The sequence below is a fragment of the Paenibacillus sp. FSL P4-0176 genome, from assembly GCF_037975265.1.
In the GTDB taxonomy this organism is placed as follows: Bacteria; Bacillota; Bacilli; order Paenibacillales; family Paenibacillaceae; genus Paenibacillus; species Paenibacillus amylolyticus.
Genome location: NZ_CP150242.1, coordinates 3,536,556 through 3,553,363, shown reverse-complemented (window position 1 = coordinate 3,553,363; position 16,808 = coordinate 3,536,556). Strand labels below are relative to the sequence as shown.

Below are 16,808 nucleotides of genomic sequence, written 5' to 3'. Positions count from 1 at the left end.
AAGCCGCTAAAATAGCGACTTTAATGGGAGTATATTTTCTTCATTATTTATTAAAAGTAACCTTTTCTGCACCGCCTTCAAAAATGATGGATGTGTCCCGCGGCTTCGATTCCGCAATTTTACGGCCACCTCTGTAGGAATAAAGTACGCCGGCTTGTTTGCGAACAGCCTCATATTCGTTCTCTGCTTCAAGTACGATGAAGTTAGCAGGTTTACCTTCTTCAATACCGTATACATCCTCAATGTGTAACGTTCTTGCGCTGTTTTTCGTAATGAGGTCGATCGAATTCACGATCTGGTCGTAACCAAGCAACTGCGAAGCATGAATCCCCATGTGCAGTACTTGCAGCATGTTGCCTGTACCGAGCGGATACCAAGGATCAAAGATGTCATCATGACCAAAGCACACATTCAGACCTGCTTCCTGCAACTCTTTGACACGCGTCAGCCCTCTTCTTTTTGGATACGTGTCGAAGCGTCCTTGCAGGTGAATGTTAACCAGCGGATTGGAGACAAAGTTCAAATCGGCCATCTTCAGCAAACGGAACAATTTGTACGTATAGGCGTCATTATATGACCCCATCGCTGTTGTGTGGCTTGCCGTTGTGCGTGAACCCAGTCCACGTTCGTAAGCTTCCTTGGCAACGACTTCAACAAAACGGGATTGCTCGTCATCGATTTCATCACAATGGATGTCGATCAGACGGTCGTATTTTTCGGCCAGATCAAAGGCAACTTTCATTGAATCAACGCCGTATTCCCGTGTGAATTCGAAGTGTGGAATGCCGCCGACCACGTCAACGCCCATTTTCAGTGACTCTTCCAGCAATTCTGCCCCGTTTGGATAAGAGTGAATGCCTTCTTGTGGGAAAGCAACAAGCTGAATGTCCATATATGGAGCCATTTCTTCTTTGACTTCAAGCATCGCTTTAACTGCGATCAAGCTTGGATCGGTAACGTCCACATGAGTCCGTACATGCTGGATACCCTGTGCCAATTGCCACTTGAGTGCCGTTTTGGAACGTGTTTTAACATCCTCATGTGTTAAGAAAGCCTTGCGCTCTGACCAGCGTTGGATGCCTTCGAACAGCGTTCCGCTTAGATTCCATTCCGGCTCGCCTGCGGTGAGCGTTGTATCGAGATGAATATGCGGCTCAATAAACGGTGGCAGCACAAGCGATCCGTTGACATCCAGGATCTCTTCATTCTCGGTCACTTCCAGCGATTGTGTAATTCGTTCAAACTTTCCGTCTTTCACAACGATATTCCATAGTCCTTCTTTACCCCGCAATTTTGCGTTCTGTATAATCATTTATTTTCCCCATTTCTTTAGATTCTTTCGCAGGAACAATCAGCATCAAGACGATATAGGCCACTGCTGTACCAAGCAGTGCGTTCAATGGTGTTACGCCAGGAGCCAGTTGGGCAAATGCCACGCCGATGGCCCAAGCCACCATCGCTACCCAGTTTACATTTTTGAATGACATGTCGGCAAATGGCTTATAGTTTCTACGTTTCACAATGAAGTAATCTGCGATAATAATAGCCCCGATCGATGGTACCGCCGCGCCCAGTACGTTCAGAAAACTGACGAAGTTGTTGTACATCCACATGGCGAATACGGTACCCACGATACCGTTTACGACGACGAAGAATTTCTTTGAGATTTTGGTGATGTTCGCAAAACCAAGACCCGAAGCGTACAGTGCATTATCGTTGGTTGTCCAGATATTCAAGCCTAGAACGATGATTGCCGGGATGATCAATCCTTGCAGGAACATGACCTCCGAGATATCGGCCAAGTTATATGCCATTGCACCAACTGCACCAAACAGAAACATGAGTGAGTTACCCAGGAAGAATGCAATCACTGTTGCGGTAACTGCCTGTTTCGATGTCCGGGAAAACCGGGCAAAATCGGGTGTCAGCGTTCCGCCGCTTATGAATGATCCGATACAGATCGTTAATGCTGCCGCCGCGGTAAGCGATTGAGTCGGCATGTAATCAAGCAACCCTTGCAGACCACCCAGCGAACCTGCACCTTTGAACATGGAGTAACCACCGAGAATGGCAATCGCAGGAACCGCGATATATCCGAGAATGACGAGTGACTTCATGCCAAAGATGGCTGATGCCGTCATGGCAAGTCCGAACACGATAATTAGCAGGTACACGTTCCAATCCATGGCTTTGGCGACTGGAATCGCGAACATGGCTACGCCTACTCCGAACCATCCGACTTGTGTGAAGCCTAGCAGGAATGAAGGCAGATACGACCCTTTCGCACCGAACGCATATTTAGCGAGCAAATGTGTCGACAGGCCCGTTTTGGCAGCGATATGTGCCAGTGCCCCTGTGTAGATACCGAGCACCAGATTACCCGCAAGCACGATGCCAATGAACTCCATGAACGTCAAGCTTACTCCCAACGTGCCTCCTGCCAGCATGCTTGCTGAGAAAAATGTGAAACCGAGCATGACGGATAACGTCTTCCAAAAGTGGTTTCTTTGTGATTTCGGCACAGCTTGCCATGAAAACTCTTGATCTTGTTTGCTCATCAGAATACCCCCAACGTAAAGTGTATCTGATACCAAAAAAAGCAGAAAAAAGAGGCTACTCGTCAAGTTATACACTGACAAGTAGCCTCTTTTTGCATCATAATCCGCGCGAAGACACAGAGCATCCCATGACGGGATAAGCCCTGATTCTCGCGTGATTATGAAATCCGCTGCCCTTGCCAGCCTCTCTGGACTGAATTAAAGGTACCAGTATTCAATTACATACTATTATTTTGGAAAAACCTGCAGTTGTCAATGTCATTATTATCCAAAGGTTATTAATTCCTTATACAGCTAGATGCACGCATTGACATTTGTACAAATAAATTCACTGCGTTTTTTTCATTGTAAGCCGCTGAAAAGGCACCTATAATTACGTTGTAATTGATAATGGTTATCAATTAGAAAAAGAGAACTCAGGGGGAAACAATGATGAACAGTACAATTAAGAAACACCTATTCATATGGGGAGCATGCTTCCTTCTTCTATCCATCCTTGCAGCATGCAGCCGTTCGGAAAGCGCCTCCTCACAAGAAGCTGTGAAGACCAACGAACAAACGACAAAAAGCTATACAACCCAAACAGACGAAGTGATTGAAATACCCACTCAACCACAACGAGTGATCTATCTGGGTTCAACACTTGGAGATCTTCTGGCCATGGATATTCCCGTCGTTGGAGCCAATCTGATTCATGCTTCCGAAAGCTACATTGTAGACCGATTGGAAGGTATTGAGGATGTCGGGAACCCTGGTGATTTGGAGGCAATTACGGCCTTGCAGCCTGATTTGATTTTGAATGGTTATAACCAAGATGCTGACCGGAACGCTGCTTTTTCGAAGATTGCGCCTACCATTCCGTTCAACTCGGCGTTGCCATTTACTGAACGCGTACGTGAGCTTGGCAACATTTTTGGCAAACAGGATGAGGCAGAGCAATGGATCAGCAGATTTGATACAAAAGCGGAAGCGATGTGGGACAAGCTGAATGTGGCAGAGGGCGAGACAGCGACCATCTTCTTGCAGTTGGGTAAACAGCTCTATGTGATGGGTAATCGCTCCTTGGGTGTAGTCTTGTATCAAGAGCACGGATTTTCAATTCCACCAGCAATTCAGCAAAACATTATCGACAAGGACCAAACATTTATCCAACTTTCGGAAGAACTAATGCCGGACTATGCAGGTGATCATCTCTTTGTCCTAACGCTCGATAATGACGAAAGCCGAGCTGAATCTGAACGCTTGTTACAGAGCACCTTGTGGAAAACGTTGCCTGCCGTTCAGCAAGGACACGTCTATACAGCTTCAGCCGAATGGAATACCGACAACCTGCTGGCACTGGAGCAATTACTTGATGAATTACCGAAATGGATGAATCAATAATAGCGCATTGATGATGGCGTCAAAATCCTCCAACCCTTTGGGCTATGGAGGATTTTTTGATTTTGTAAATTTATACTGCGTGTAATAGGGTCTGCAACGAAACATTCTCTAACGTGTAAAATGTGGTAAACTAGTAATTGAGAATTATTATCACTAGATCGGAGTGCTCCAGAATGCAAATGGCTTCCCTATACATCCAACTGCAGCAGCATGATCTGCTTCAGCTCACACCACTGCAGGAAACCAATCATCATAATCCATCAACCAAGAGCAAGGCTGCCAATGAATACACACTGCTTATTGCTTTGGATCATGGAATTCGGCTGTTAACGAACAATATTCCCCAAGATCTGAGCCAAGGCAGTTGTATTCTGCTCCCTACTCAGCAATCCTACATTCTCCAAACGATAAAAGAGCAAGCGCATGTAGCCCGGTTGACCTTTCTTGCTTTTCAAGTGGATCAGTTGACTCTGCTTCCGGCTTGCCCTCCTCTTATTCTGGGCTTTCCTTACAGGTTGTCTCTTTCTACTATAAAACTTGCGTTGGCAAGTGAAGACTGGATTTCTCCGCTGCCTTTGCAATCCAACAAGCAAAATCGGTTGCAGGAGAAGAAATTTACGCCTACGCATCATTCAAAATCAGCAGTTACTCAGGCCTGGCTGCAACTGATACTTAGCCTGATGGCTCAGCTAGAAAGCGCTGCTCCGCCAGTGCAAAATGATCAAGCGGTACAGCGTACAGTCAGCTATATGGAGCAGCACTACAACGAAGATCTTACCGTAGAGCTTTTGGCGGAAATGGCCGGCATGGTTCGATGGCAATATAGCAAATTGTTTAAGGTGATGACTGGTAAGAAGCCGACGGACTACCTGACAGCTCTTAGGGTCGAGCATGCTAAAAGGCTACTGTCTAGTTCTACCGAGACCTTACGTGAAATATCCCGACAAGTCGGTTTTAAAGATGAGTATTATTTCAGTCGGCGCTTTCATCAGCTCACAGGACACCCTCCACGGGAATACGCCAATATACTAAGGCGTACCAGGCAAAGAACGATCACCGATTCCCTCGGAAGGCAGATTTCTCTTCCTGATGCGGTTTTGCGTATCGTAGCCACAGGCACCAATACCCTTGGTGAGTTGCTTGCTATCGGTATCCGTCCAGTCGGCGCGGGTATAACTACAATGAAATCACAAGTCATATATCGAAACAAACTGCATCAGATCCCGGACATTGGACTGCAAGGCGCACCAGAACAAGTCTCCCTACTGAAGCCTGATCTTATCCTGCTAGGCAACTATAGTGAGCAGCAGTTACCTCGACTGGACGCCATTGCCCCTACCATCGTCTATCGCGAATCAACCAGCACTTTTGAGCGTCTTCGTTATATTGCGGATCTTTTCGGTCGGAGCAGAACGGCTGAACAGTGGATCGACCGCTATGAGGAAAGTGTCAGGAGGATACGGCGACAATTGGCGGATGATTATATTGCAGGAGAGCGAGCAACTGTCTATCTGGTGCTGGGCAAGAACATATATGTTATGGGACAGACGGGATTTGCCGCTACCGTGTATGAATCACTTGGCTTTCGACCCACTGTATCCGTAAATCAACTGATCGTTGATGGCAGACCTTGGATACAAATTGATCACAATAAAATCACGCAATACGCTGGAGACCGAAACTTTGTGATGGTTCCCCAGGAGGAGATGAATGTAAACACCCCTTCTCCACTCCAAAGTTTGGTTAGCATGTTGGCACCCAGTAAAGTACATATAGTAGAAGCTGGCTGGAACTACGATGATCCCCTTACCCGTGAGAGGTTATTGACGATTCTACCCTCTATTTTTGCTAAGGATGGACTGGCCCTTGTGCCAGTAAATGAAAAAAAATAAACCGTGCTTCACGGTTTATTTTTTCAAAACATTTTCACCATCTTACGATATGTGTCCAACAACCTCTGGTAATACTCTTTCGTATTCCTTATATAAAACATAACGATTAACACCTCTGGAAGAGTTAAGTGCTTCATGCGCGTGCTGAATAGCGGTATCGCGGTTTTCTGCTTTGAGTTCAAGACCCGCGAGCAGTGTTGATCTCATCCATTGTTTTTTAATGGATTGAAGTCTTTCCCGCGCATCTTCACTTTTCCCGTCTTCCAAGAGTAGAATGGTTTCGTAATATGTACGGTAATCCGATAAGCCGATATGAGGTACAGCTTGCCGAATGGCAAACATATCCTTACGATATAACCCGTAAGCTGCCTTGAACTGTGCTTGTGTTGTTCTTCGCTTATATTTCTGCATAATCTGCTCCATAACAAGTTCTGCCTCATCATCAAGTCTGTTCGCAAAAACATAAATAATGTATGTCCCAGGTGTATTTTGCTGCTTGGATAAAAAGGACTCTAAACGATCTATACGCTTATCAAATACTAAAGGATAAAAAACATGCTTAATAAATGCGATAAGAATGGTAACGACTACAACCCCCACAATCAGAAATAGAGGATATTCGTTTATTTGCATAAACAAGACAAACATCAATACAGCAAAATAAAACGTGAATTCCCACCAAGAGTACCTCATTATGTATCTCCTTCGAATAGAAAAATGACCAGCAAGTCTATATTATATCAAATTTAATTCCCCTTTTTGTATAATCTTAGGAAACAAAAATCAGAAGAAAATTCTATCTGTCGCAAAATCAAGCCTGACTAGATTTTCGGATACAATAAAAAAGCCGCTATATTAGCGACTTTCAGTTGAAATAATTAAATTTATTATTGAACACTTAATAGTTCTTCAAAAGCTTTTATGTTCGTGTCAAAATCAGGAACGGTTTGAGTTTCTTCAGCAGATTTGACCAGTTTTACAACTAAATCATTATAAGGTGTCGCAATTCCGGTACCTTCTGCTCTGCTTGAAACAACGCCATTAATATAATCAATTTCCGTTTTGCGGTTCTTTTCCAGATCTTGAAGCATGCTTGCTTTGAGCAGTCTGGAGGGCTCCATCACGTAACGTAATGTTTTCACCCGTTCAGGGATATCTTCTTTGCTGTTCATTTCGAGTGAAGCGATGTCGAATCCATTCATTTTAACCAAGGTAACCCCATTGGCGCGAGCAACTTTAATCGTCTCGTCCGCAATATGAGCTGCACTCACAATGCCGGCTTCGTGATCAATAATGTCTCCGTATTCCCCATTCAATGCAGCGGACAAACCACTAAATGCATTGTTGATCAGCAATTTGGACCATTTGGTTCCAACCAGGTTATCGGAAATATGAGTTCCACCCACAAGATCCAACACCGATTTCACGCGTTGAATTCGTTCGGTGATTTCACCATTTAATTCGCCAATCTGAAAAGCATACTGCTTAAATTGAGTGTACTCGGTAGTCAGACTTGATACACCTGGTTCAATGAACGTAGCGCCAAATTCAACGGAGCCTGCAATGACACGTTTTTCACCCACGATGGACGCCACTTTTTCTTCCGGAATCCCGTTCTGCAAGGAACACACCATACTGTCTTCTTTCAAGAATGGAAGTAATTCCTGAAGAATGGAATCGTTGTAGAGTTGTTTGGTTAAAAGTAAAACAAGGTCATACTGTCCTGATTTCTGATCGGGAGTAATTGCTTTTACTTTGGCCTGAAACTCTGTGGTACCCGTCACTTTAGCACCGGTCTGATTTAAAGCATTTACATGTTCTTGATATGCATCAATTAACTCAACGTCCAGTCCACCATCCGCAAGGTATGCACCTACGATGGTTCCCAAAGATCCTGCTCCTACAATTGCAATTCTCATTTTATTTTTCCTCCTTATTTTTCTTCCAGGTAGTTATATACAGGTTGTGCAGCGTTTAAGGTTAGGTTGGTAAGGATATGAGAAGCTGACACCACTTCCAACACAGGCAGATCTGCAAGAGGTGCCAACGCATGTTCGAACAGTTGAAGTCGGGCAGGTCCTGTCCAAGCTTCCTTCACTTCGATGTCCGTAATTTGAGTACGGATCAGATCACATATTCTTAAATTCCCGGTATAGTCGGTAGCAATCTTAATCATAAAATTAGGTCGGCATATTTCACTTTTGGCGAACTCTTTATCCATCTCCACATGTTTATATCCCATCGTTGCCGTGGCTACACGCAGCGTTCCATAATCAAGTGTGCCGACAAGTGTATCTGAATCGGTATACAGCTTGGGCGCACCCAGCTTTTTCGGATAGGCGGTGAGCTCTCGACCACTCGCAATCGCTGGGAAATTGTCTACGTACATCGAATGCACATAATCGCCTTCCTCCCCATTGAATTGCACAGGGATAACTTGTCCAGCTTCTGTATAAGCACCCAGTCCAGAAACATCTGGCATCCACATCACTTCGAATTTAACCAAAGGTTCAGTAATTTCCAGAGGTTCCGGTACGGCTGCCCGCAGCGCTTTTTCATCGGTTCGGTAAATAATATTCAAATATTCACGATTCACGAATTTGTACGGTGGCATCGGGTATGCCGGAGCCGTTAGGGGTGTATTCAGATTTTTAGCTATGTTATTCACATCGATTTTCATCAAAGACACCTACCTTATGTTTTGGTTCTATATAAGTTGAACTCAAGATTATTTACACTGACACTACAATGACAGAACAATCTTCCAATCGCTGTTATCCCCAGATTTTTCGATTCCCCTTCTAAAGGGGAAAATCCGGGGATAGCTTATGCTTCCGATGCAGCTTTCTTTCAGAAAGCTTTTAGGCGAACGCTTTGCTTTTTCAGGTTTTTTCTGTCCTCTCCGTTATTGTGTAAATGATTAGTTCAACTTATATAGTCAGGTTTTTGTTATTTAAAATTTGATCTGTATCTCATAAAAAAATTCTACATCAATATTTAAATTTAATATAATACATAATAAGTACTATATATATTTATCAGAATAAATAAGGAGTGCGAATGGATGGAATTGCTTCAGCTCAAATACTTTCAGACCGTTGCCTATACTGAACATATCTCCAAGGCAGCTGCCCAATTGAATATTGCTCAACCTTCCCTAAGCTTAACGATTAAAAGACTTGAGGATGAACTGGGTACCCCCTTATTCCACAGGAGAGGAAGAAACATTCAATTGAATTCCTCAGGTGAGATTTTATTAAAGCATGTAAACCGGATTTTTATTGAAATTGAAAATGCAGAGATGGAGATTAAAGCGGAGGAACAGCAAATATCCAATACAATCAGGATCTCGATTACGAATACTCGGTTCCTCACAGGTCTCATTAGTGACTATATCAACGGTTCCCCTGAAACCAAGCTTCATCAGGGTATTGGGACCCGCAGTGAAATTATTACAGGTTTGAAGAAAGGCGACATGCATCTGGGCATTACGGGGCATCCGATTCAGGATGAGGAGATTGAGAGTGTTGTTCTTGTTGAGGAAGACATTGTTCTTGTTGTGCCCACGGATCATGCATACGGCGGAGAAACAAGCATTTCATTAAGTGTTGTTGCAAATGAGCCCTTTATTTCCCTTGCCGATAATAAGGAGTACAGCCGCTTTACAACTATGCTCTGTGAAAAAGCAGGTTTCCTCCCCAATCATGCATTTGAGGTCGATTCTCATACCCTGCTTGAAATTATCAGCCTTAATCAAGGTGTTGCATTAATTCCGATCTCCGTATGTAGAGCACTGGGGTTACGTTATGTAAAAATTGCTGATGATTCAGCTATATATCCCATTAGCCTATCCTGGGTCAAACAAAAACGGTTATCTCCTGCTGTTGGAGAATTTCGTGATTTTATTACTTCGTACTATGAAGACCATGCTGGATTGTTTAAAGTGGAGTAGGATTTCTTGATACATGACAAACGATAAAAACAAAGACCACGTTAGTCCCTTGGAAGGAACCGATGTGGTCTTTGATCGTTATCTATTCTTAGCTATACTGCAGTCTGTCCTTATACCAAACGTCCGGAATCATCTTACGCTCCAGTTCCAACAATTCATGAATGATCTTGTCCGCGTCACTGATGGAACTCACGAGCGGGTCGGTGAGCATCGCCCTTCTCAGCTTCTCGTAGCTCTGTTCCAGAACAGCTTCAACCGTAAGCTCATGCGTATCCAGTACAAGTTCTTGCATCCCTCTTATCCCACGCGGCATCTCGCCTACATGGAGTGGTTTCGCCCCATCCATATCTACATCGCATAGTAGTTCCAGGAACGAATCGTTATTCATATTGGTTACCGCACCTTGATTGAGCGTATTGATGAAGAACTTTTTGCCCAAGTTCCCCACCATATTTTCGATGATGTCGGTAGCATGATCTGGTCCGAAGGTACTCATGTAATCGGCAATTGGGATGTTCCCTGCAAGAAAGTCATCCACCTGACGCCACATTTCGTCGTGACGCTGATATCTGTCCTCTGTCTCCCAGATCGATAATGGCGGAATGGTGTCCGCAGTTTTGCCAAGACCCTGCCAATACCGAACGTATTCCTTCGTATGCGCCGTACAAGTAGGAATGATTCCGAAAATATCATATAGTTCATAGGTAATCGCATCGTTATACAGAGCTTTTGCGCCGCGATCACCGCCGTTATTCTCATCACCTGCCAGCTTGCGCATGGCTTCTGCAATTGTGGGCATCACATTTTTTCCTTCATACTCGGCTTTGAGCAGCCAAGTGAAATGATTAACACCTGCGATACGAAAATCGAATTTTTGGTTGATCTCTTCAGTGAACTGGCTATTGTCTCCAATGATTCCAGCTCTTACGGCATAATAGGCTTTTTTATGCGGCATATGATGACTATCGCACAGCGCAAACGATTTAAGCTTCGGTGCATATCGATGTAAAGCAATGCCGTGCACGGTAGACGGGTTAATATAATTGATCACCCAAGCATCCGGACATAACTCCTCAATGTCCTTGGCACATTCCATAATAACCGGCAGTTCCCGCATCGCGCGAAAGATTCCACCAGGGCCAATCGTATCGCCGGAACACATGCGAATCCCATACTTTAGAGAAACCTGGCAGTCGATGCCCCGATATTTCACCGATTCTTCCGCAAAGCTGAGCACAACGAAGTCGGCTCCCGGTAGTACCTGTCTTCGGTCCACTGAACCCTCAATCTTTAGGGATACGTTGTTCTCCTTGGCGACCATTTCCGCTAGTTTCACCATTTTTGAAAGCCGTTCCTCGTCCGTATCCACCAAAGCCAGCGTTCCCTGATTCAAATATGGGGAGTGTACCATCTGCCAGATGGACTGACGACCAAAAAACAGGCTGCCCGCCCCAATAACAACTACCTTTGGATGTTGTGTACTTGTAGCATTCATCAATAACCCCTCCTCGTAACGATATAAGTTCATTATAGGTGAGTGGGCTGGAATCGGAATGTGTGATAGTTTTCAAAACATGTCATATGGTACGATAGTTAACAAGAGATAAATCCTTTGTTATAATAGTGAAATATAAAGGATGTCATAAAGTCGAGAGGATTAGGTTGGATTAGATGCACACAGGAACTGTAAATATGAGTATAATCGACGAACTTTCGGAGTATGTCACACTTCGCATGAGCTCTTATTTGGAACAAACGCATGACAGCAATTGGACGGAGCACAAGTCTCATTCCGATTATGATCTGTGGTTCATTACAGCAGGCTCCGTGCAGATTACCATCGATGGAATCGAGCATATGGCGAACCCGGGTGACGTCGTGTTTTTTTATCCGGATATGCCCTACACGGCTTCCACGACCGGAGAGTTGTGCCGATTCGTATACATGCACTTTGATTTCAGCATCGCTGAGCAGAAGCGGATTCTCGGCGAGTTTCAGCTCCCAGGCATTGTACCTGGCAATCTGATTCAAGAGGAATCAACGCTGTTCACCTCGTCCTATCGAAGATTCAAGCAGAGTGGCGGCGCTTCAGCCAGTCCACTTTATTTGAAAGCCTCTCTACTTCTCGTCATCGCCAAAATTTTGGAATTACATAGGCAAGGGCTGTATCACGGTGAGTTTCTGAAAGACCGAAAACCGAGGAAGATCGAAGGAAGTCTGGAAGTTCTGCAGAATGTCTTTCCATACGTGGATGCGAATCTGCATCGTGCCATCCGAGTTAACGAGCTTGCGGCCATTGCGGGCGTCTCTGAGAAATATTTTATTTCTTTGTTCAAAAAAATTCTCGGTATTACACCGGGGCAGTATATCAATCAGATCAAAATGAACCGGGCCAGAGACTATCTGTACGAGAAAAAATATACGATCCAGCAAATTGCCGGATTTCTGGGTTATCCCGATCCCTTTACGTTCTCCAAAGCATTCAAAAAATTCTACAACGTGCCCCCATCCAAATTTGAATAAAATACCGCAGACAAACAAAGAGGCAACCGATCAATCCGGCTGCCTCCCCACTTGATGAATCCTTGGTTATTCAGGGTTTAGTTTAACGTACAGGTCCCTTCAGCGTCCCTCATACTCAAACGGAGCTTCAGTGGAATACATCTCATGGAAAAATCCTTTATACGGTATATCCTCTTCCAGACATTTAATGAGATACAACAGTGCTTCGTTAGCTTCCGGTTCTTCGCCCGCACGCTGCATTTCCTCAAATTGACCTAGAATATTCTCCAAGAGAGTGACTTGAATAAATAAAGGCAGCTTCTCCAGCATCGAATCTTCGATCTTGGTTTCGGAAGTATATCCAGCGAGGGCGGTTTGGAAATAATCATCCATGAACTGTTTGCGTTTATCTGCATCCGACTCAAATTGTATCCAGCCCATACCATGTGACCATAGATCAGCCAAATCATACATATACCAACCGAAGCATGAATTATCGAAATCATACACGGTGATCTCACCGGTATCAAAATCGATCGAGTAATTTCCATCGTTATAATCAAAATGGATCATGCCGAATGTCTCCTGGTTTGTATCCAAACCTTGTAAGGTATTCAGGAGCTCAACCATCTTCTCCTTAAGCAGAGGGAATGATTCAGGTACCAGATTATCGATATATTCACCGCTGTAATTGTCAATCAAATGATGCCGGCGATGGACGGGAGTGTACCCTTTCGATAGTTGATGCATCCTGCCCAGAACTTTTCCGCTATTATAATAGTATTCGCTAAGTGGGACCCCTTCACGGTACTGATAATGGTTTTCTACAAGCAACTTCCCCTTGGCTTTTACAAACATACAGATAAAGAACGTATGCTCATTATAAGTGATCTCTTCTAACAGATGACCCTTTTTCGAGCTAACTACATTCGAGACACTTGCACCGTGCTCAAACAGATACCGGACATACTCCAGTTCGGCAATGTAATCTTCCCGCTTTCTGTCAGGCAAAAAAGACACCCGTAGAATTAGCGATTCACGCCCCTCTTGCTCGCAAGTGTAAACGACATTACGTCCACCCTCATGAGGCGGAATAAGCTGAATATTGTAACCCTCCAGATGAAACAACTCGCGTACCAGCGTCAGTACATGTGTATTGCTGATGTTAACAGCTTCGTTAAAATTAATAATAATCTCCTCCAGTAAACATTGTTTGGACGGTTTCCCGCAGTGCAATGTCCACAAAAGGAATCTCTGTAATGCAAATATCCTTCTGTGAACCTAAAGCAAAATCACCTTGTTAGACATTTAAAAACGCTCCTTTTTGTTCAGATGGTTACATCTTATCCTAATATTCCACATTTTACTAGCCAAATTTATAACTCAGCAGCTTCGTAATAGTACCGTATCAAAATGTCCTGATCGTAGTTGCCAAACCCTTTCCCGAACAACGTAAGTCCGCCTCGACCGGGCACCCCTTCTTCCGGTCTTAATCCAAATGTCCAGTAGGTGGATGAATCCAGTTTCAGATCATGGATACGCACATCTGAGATGCGCTGGCTATCCATAAACGTCCCTTCTGCGTTAATACGCAGCACCTTCAGTACACCATACTGGTTGACGTCCAATTTCCACCATAGCGGTGTATGTTTGCCCTTCCGATCCCCGAAATCCCCTGGGCTTGTCCAGGTTCCAAGGTGATGACCATTAAGGGAAAAACGGATATCGGAAGGCCAGTTTTCATTAACTTGGGGTGCTTCCGAACTGAGTTCGAGTGAAATTTCAATTTCCTGGAGATGCTGTTCTGTATTCAGATAATTGGGAATCTTATATTCCAGAAAACCTCGTGCCAACCAAAGAATACCTGCATTGACCCGATCCGGGTCCATAAAGCACGCCGGTGTGTCATACTGTCCAATCATCTGCGTAGTTGTCGCAATCCCGCAGGTCGGCCACGCTTCATAATCTGTATACTGACCTACCGGTATGGATATTTCATGGTAAGGAGCATCAACAGGCTCTGGTGACAGGTTAATAGTCATGAATTCTCGTACGATAAAACAGTATTTATAGGTTCCACCGTTCTCCCGTTTCATTCGGCTACCGACAATTCCTGCTTTTTGCAGCTTGCTTACATGTGTACTTACAATAGCTTTGCTCAGAAAAAGCTCTTGGGCAAGCGCATTGATATGCATTTCCCTGTTTTGTAGCAGCAGGCGCACAATGTTTAAACGGGCTTCACTTGCCAGTGCCTCGTAAATTAGCAATGAAGCTGCATCTGTCCCAAGCATCATGATGTCCACTTCCTTTTTGAGTAAAATCGATCTATTTCAATTTCAGGATTCGTTATTTAGCGAACTCATAAAAATGAACTTGCTCAATATATAAGCATTATGATACATATTAGATAACAAATCAATGATTTGATTTTGCTTTTAAGCGAATTCAATACCACTGTTAATTTTAAAAATATGAATTCATCCAATGGAGGTACATACCATGCTTACATCCAAAATGCTTATCGATAAAGACTTTCAGATTGCTGAAGTAGATCCGCGTGTCTATGGTTCATTTATAGAACATCTGGGACGGGCCGTATACGGCGGCATATATGATCCAGGTCATCCCACCGCAGATGCTCAAGGTTTCCGTCAGGACGCTATTGAAGCGATCAAGGCTTTGAATGTACCCATCGTTCGTTATCCGGGCGGCAATTTCGTATCCGGTTACAATTGGGAGGACGGCGTTGGTCCGGTAGCGGAGCGTAAACGCAGACTTGAACTCGCTTGGTGGACGATTGAAACGAATGCGGTAGGAACAAACGAATTTGCAGATTGGGCCAAACTGGTTGGAACCGAAGTGATGATGGCTGTAAATCTGGGTACTCGCGGCATTGATGCGGCCAGAAACCTGATCGAATACTGCAACCACCCATCTGGCACATACTGGAGTGATCTGCGTATCTCTCACGGTTACAAGGACCCGCATAAATTCAAAACCTGGTGTCTAGGCAACGAAATGGACGGCCCTTGGCAGATTGGTGCAATGACTGCATATGAATATGGCCGTATTGCCAATGAGACCGCCAAAGCGATGAAATGGGTAGACCCGGAAATTGAGCTTGTGGCTTGCGGCAGTTCCAGCCGTGACATGAGTACATTTGCAGATTGGGAAGCAACCGTGCTGGATCTCACCTATGAAAATGTGGACTACTTGTCCCTGCATCAGTATTACAACAACAACAAAGACAACACGTATGACTTCCTGGCGACATCGCTGGATCTGGATCAATTTATTGATAGTGTTGCTTCAATCTGTGATTTTGTACAAGCCAAGAAACGCAGTAAAAAGAAATTAATGCTGTCTCTGGATGAATGGAATGTCTGGAAATCCATCGGCACGAGCCGTATGGAAGAACGGTGGCAGATTGCTCCTCCAGAGTTTGAAGATGTGTATACACATGAAGATGCACTAGCTGTGGGCTGTTATCTGATTACCATACTCAAGCACGCCGACCGTGTAAAAATGGCTTGCCTTGCTCAGTTGATTAACACCATTGCACCAATCATGACGGAAAATAACGGAGCAATCTGGTTCCAGACGACGTATTTCCCGTTCATGCATGCATCCAACTTCGGTCGTGGTACGGTGTTGCGATCCATCACCTCTTCACCTAAATATGATTCCAAAGACTTTACAGATGTGCCTTATCTCGAAGCGATCAGTGTGCATGATGAAGAAAACGGCACGATCACAATCTTTGCGGTGAACAGACATCTGGATGAGAAGTTGGAACTGAATGTGGATCTGCGTTCCTTCGGAGAAACGACATTTGTGGAGCATATTGTATTGGAGAACAACGACTTGAAAGCCACCAATACCAAAGAAAACCCACGTAACGTTGTTCCTCACAACGGCGGATATACAACGGTTGACCAGGGTAAAGTGCAAGCAGTCTTGAACAAAGCATCATGGAACGTGATTCGCCTCAAAACCAAACAGGCTTAATAAGAGCGGGATAGAGTTTTCTCCTACTCTGCAACATCAGCATTGTTTTTCGCACCGCGTGTAGCTCCCTGCGCGCGGTGCTTTTTGCTGTATGATGGCAAACGGCCCAACTACATAGTTCCAAAGTTAGAAGTGTGGCGCGTATTTGAAACCTCATTTTTTATTCCTCGCAACGAACGAATTTAACGAACACAGGGAGTCTTATTTAACCCGTTTCGGGCGAATTTTAATTCTAACGAACACAGGAGAAGCTATGCTGCAGAATCAGCCCCTTTTCCACACTATATCTTACATTTTGCAGCAAATAGGGTGTGTCATGTTCGTTAGAATTTTAATAGCTTGATATTGACCCGAATACGGTTTCTGAGGTTCGTTAGCGCTGAGCAAGCATGCGAAATCGAGCTGGTTCGAACCTCATATACAGCATAAGCAAATAAGCCACCCTCCGTTTGGCGTACGGAGAGCAGCTTGCAGTGAAGCATCTAGCGAAGAAGCTGAAACAGAACAGAGAAG

Annotated in this window: 13 protein-coding genes; 5 read left to right on the top strand and 8 right to left on the bottom strand. The window is 44.4% G+C overall.

Features of this window, described 5'->3' with window-relative positions:
- Window positions 1–43 precede the first annotated feature (43 nt).
- A complete protein-coding gene (locus MKY95_RS16120) occupies window positions 44–1,312 on the bottom strand; it encodes a cytosine deaminase (protein ID WP_036671224.1) in 1,269 nt (422 codons plus the stop codon).
- Entirely contained in the window at window positions 1,281–2,558 is a 1,278-nt protein-coding gene (gene codB / locus MKY95_RS16115; RefSeq protein ID WP_036671222.1) for a cytosine permease, read from the bottom strand. The genes MKY95_RS16120 and codB overlap by 32 nt, the downstream gene beginning before the upstream one ends.
- Before the next feature lie 429 nt (window positions 2,559–2,987).
- Here codB and MKY95_RS16110 point away from each other — a divergent pair, with 429 nt between their 5' ends.
- On the top strand, window positions 2,988–3,941 hold the full coding sequence (locus MKY95_RS16110) for an ABC transporter substrate-binding protein (protein ID WP_327196795.1): 954 nt from the start codon (window positions 2,988–2,990) through the stop codon (window positions 3,939–3,941).
- 173 nt (window positions 3,942–4,114) lie between these two features.
- A complete protein-coding gene (locus MKY95_RS16105; RefSeq protein ID WP_339199800.1) occupies window positions 4,115–5,833 on the top strand; it encodes an AraC family transcriptional regulator in 1,719 nt (572 codons plus the stop codon).
- A gap of 42 nt (window positions 5,834–5,875) precedes the next feature.
- On the opposite strand, the gene MKY95_RS16100 is transcribed toward MKY95_RS16105, so the two are convergent.
- The 3 genes from MKY95_RS16100 to MKY95_RS16090 all read right to left on the bottom strand — a co-directional run bounded on the left by MKY95_RS16100 (window position 5,876) and on the right by MKY95_RS16090 (window position 8,513).
- Window positions 5,876–6,526, bottom strand: a complete 651-nt coding sequence (locus MKY95_RS16100; RefSeq protein ID WP_036671218.1) for a hypothetical protein — start codon at window positions 6,524–6,526, stop codon at window positions 5,876–5,878.
- Window positions 6,527–6,720: 194 nt separating this feature from the next.
- Complete coding sequence (locus MKY95_RS16095; RefSeq protein WP_339199798.1) at window positions 6,721–7,752, bottom strand: ketopantoate reductase family protein; 1,032 nt, start codon at window positions 7,750–7,752, stop codon at window positions 6,721–6,723.
- A 14-nt stretch (window positions 7,753–7,766) separates the two neighbouring features.
- The gene (locus tag MKY95_RS16090; RefSeq protein WP_339199796.1) at window positions 7,767–8,513 is read right to left on the bottom strand and encodes an acetoacetate decarboxylase; all 747 of its coding nucleotides are present in this window, start codon (window positions 8,511–8,513) and stop codon (window positions 7,767–7,769) included.
- Window positions 8,514–8,897: 384 nt separating this feature from the next.
- Between MKY95_RS16090 and MKY95_RS16085 the strand changes: the two genes are divergently transcribed.
- Window positions 8,898–9,785: a LysR family transcriptional regulator gene (locus tag MKY95_RS16085; RefSeq protein ID WP_339199795.1), complete on the top strand. Its 888-nt coding sequence runs from the start codon at window positions 8,898–8,900 to the stop codon at window positions 9,783–9,785.
- Window positions 9,786–9,873: 88 nt separating this feature from the next.
- Here MKY95_RS16085 and MKY95_RS16080 read toward each other — a convergent pair whose 3' ends face one another.
- A complete protein-coding gene (locus MKY95_RS16080; protein WP_339199793.1) occupies window positions 9,874–11,280 on the bottom strand; it encodes a glycoside hydrolase family 4 in 1,407 nt (468 codons plus the stop codon).
- 176 nt (window positions 11,281–11,456) lie between these two features.
- Between MKY95_RS16080 and MKY95_RS16075 the strand changes: the two genes are divergently transcribed.
- The gene (locus tag MKY95_RS16075) at window positions 11,457–12,308 is read left to right on the top strand and encodes an AraC family transcriptional regulator (RefSeq protein ID WP_339199792.1); all 852 of its coding nucleotides are present in this window, start codon (window positions 11,457–11,459) and stop codon (window positions 12,306–12,308) included.
- Between the two features lie 99 nt (window positions 12,309–12,407).
- On the opposite strand, the gene MKY95_RS16070 is transcribed toward MKY95_RS16075, so the two are convergent.
- Window positions 12,408–13,523 (bottom strand): phosphotransferase, encoded by a 1,116-nt coding sequence (locus MKY95_RS16070; RefSeq protein ID WP_339199790.1) that lies wholly within the window; start codon window positions 13,521–13,523, stop codon window positions 12,408–12,410.
- A gap of 140 nt (window positions 13,524–13,663) precedes the next feature.
- A complete protein-coding gene (locus MKY95_RS16065) occupies window positions 13,664–14,581 on the bottom strand; it encodes an ArsR family transcriptional regulator (protein WP_339199788.1) in 918 nt (305 codons plus the stop codon).
- A 205-nt stretch (window positions 14,582–14,786) separates the two neighbouring features.
- Between MKY95_RS16065 and MKY95_RS16060 the strand changes: the two genes are divergently transcribed.
- Window positions 14,787–16,295 carry an alpha-N-arabinofuranosidase gene (locus MKY95_RS16060; RefSeq protein ID WP_253508507.1) on the top strand — a complete coding sequence of 503 codons (1,509 nt, stop codon included), beginning with the start codon at window positions 14,787–14,789 and terminating at the stop codon, window positions 16,293–16,295.
- Window positions 16,296–16,808: the final 513 nt, after the last annotated feature.

Excerpts from the sequence above, each read along its gene's own strand:
- MKY95_RS16090 (WP_339199796.1), bottom strand. The coding sequence starts at position 8,513 with ATGAAAATCGATGTGAATAACATAGCTAAAAATCTGAATACACCCCTA.
- MKY95_RS16100 (WP_036671218.1), bottom strand. The coding sequence starts at position 6,526 with ATGAGGTACTCTTGGTGGGAATTCACGTTTTATTTTGCTGTATTGATG.
- MKY95_RS16075 (WP_339199792.1), top strand. The coding sequence starts at position 11,457 with ATGCACACAGGAACTGTAAATATGAGTATAATCGACGAACTTTCGGAG.
- MKY95_RS16085 (WP_339199795.1), top strand. The coding sequence starts at position 8,898 with ATGGAATTGCTTCAGCTCAAATACTTTCAGACCGTTGCCTATACTGAA.
- MKY95_RS16095 (WP_339199798.1), bottom strand. The coding sequence starts at position 7,752 with ATGAGAATTGCAATTGTAGGAGCAGGATCTTTGGGAACCATCGTAGGT.
- MKY95_RS16110 (WP_327196795.1), top strand. The coding sequence starts at position 2,988 with ATGATGAACAGTACAATTAAGAAACACCTATTCATATGGGGAGCATGC.
- MKY95_RS16120 (WP_036671224.1), bottom strand. The coding sequence starts at position 1,312 with ATGATTATACAGAACGCAAAATTGCGGGGTAAAGAAGGACTATGGAAT.
- MKY95_RS16065 (WP_339199788.1), bottom strand. The coding sequence starts at position 14,581 with ATGATGCTTGGGACAGATGCAGCTTCATTGCTAATTTACGAGGCACTG.
- codB (WP_036671222.1), bottom strand. The coding sequence starts at position 2,558 with ATGAGCAAACAAGATCAAGAGTTTTCATGGCAAGCTGTGCCGAAATCA.
- MKY95_RS16080 (WP_339199793.1), bottom strand. The coding sequence starts at position 11,280 with ATGAATGCTACAAGTACACAACATCCAAAGGTAGTTGTTATTGGGGCG.
- MKY95_RS16105 (WP_339199800.1), top strand. The coding sequence starts at position 4,115 with ATGCAAATGGCTTCCCTATACATCCAACTGCAGCAGCATGATCTGCTT.
- MKY95_RS16060 (WP_253508507.1), top strand. The coding sequence starts at position 14,787 with ATGCTTACATCCAAAATGCTTATCGATAAAGACTTTCAGATTGCTGAA.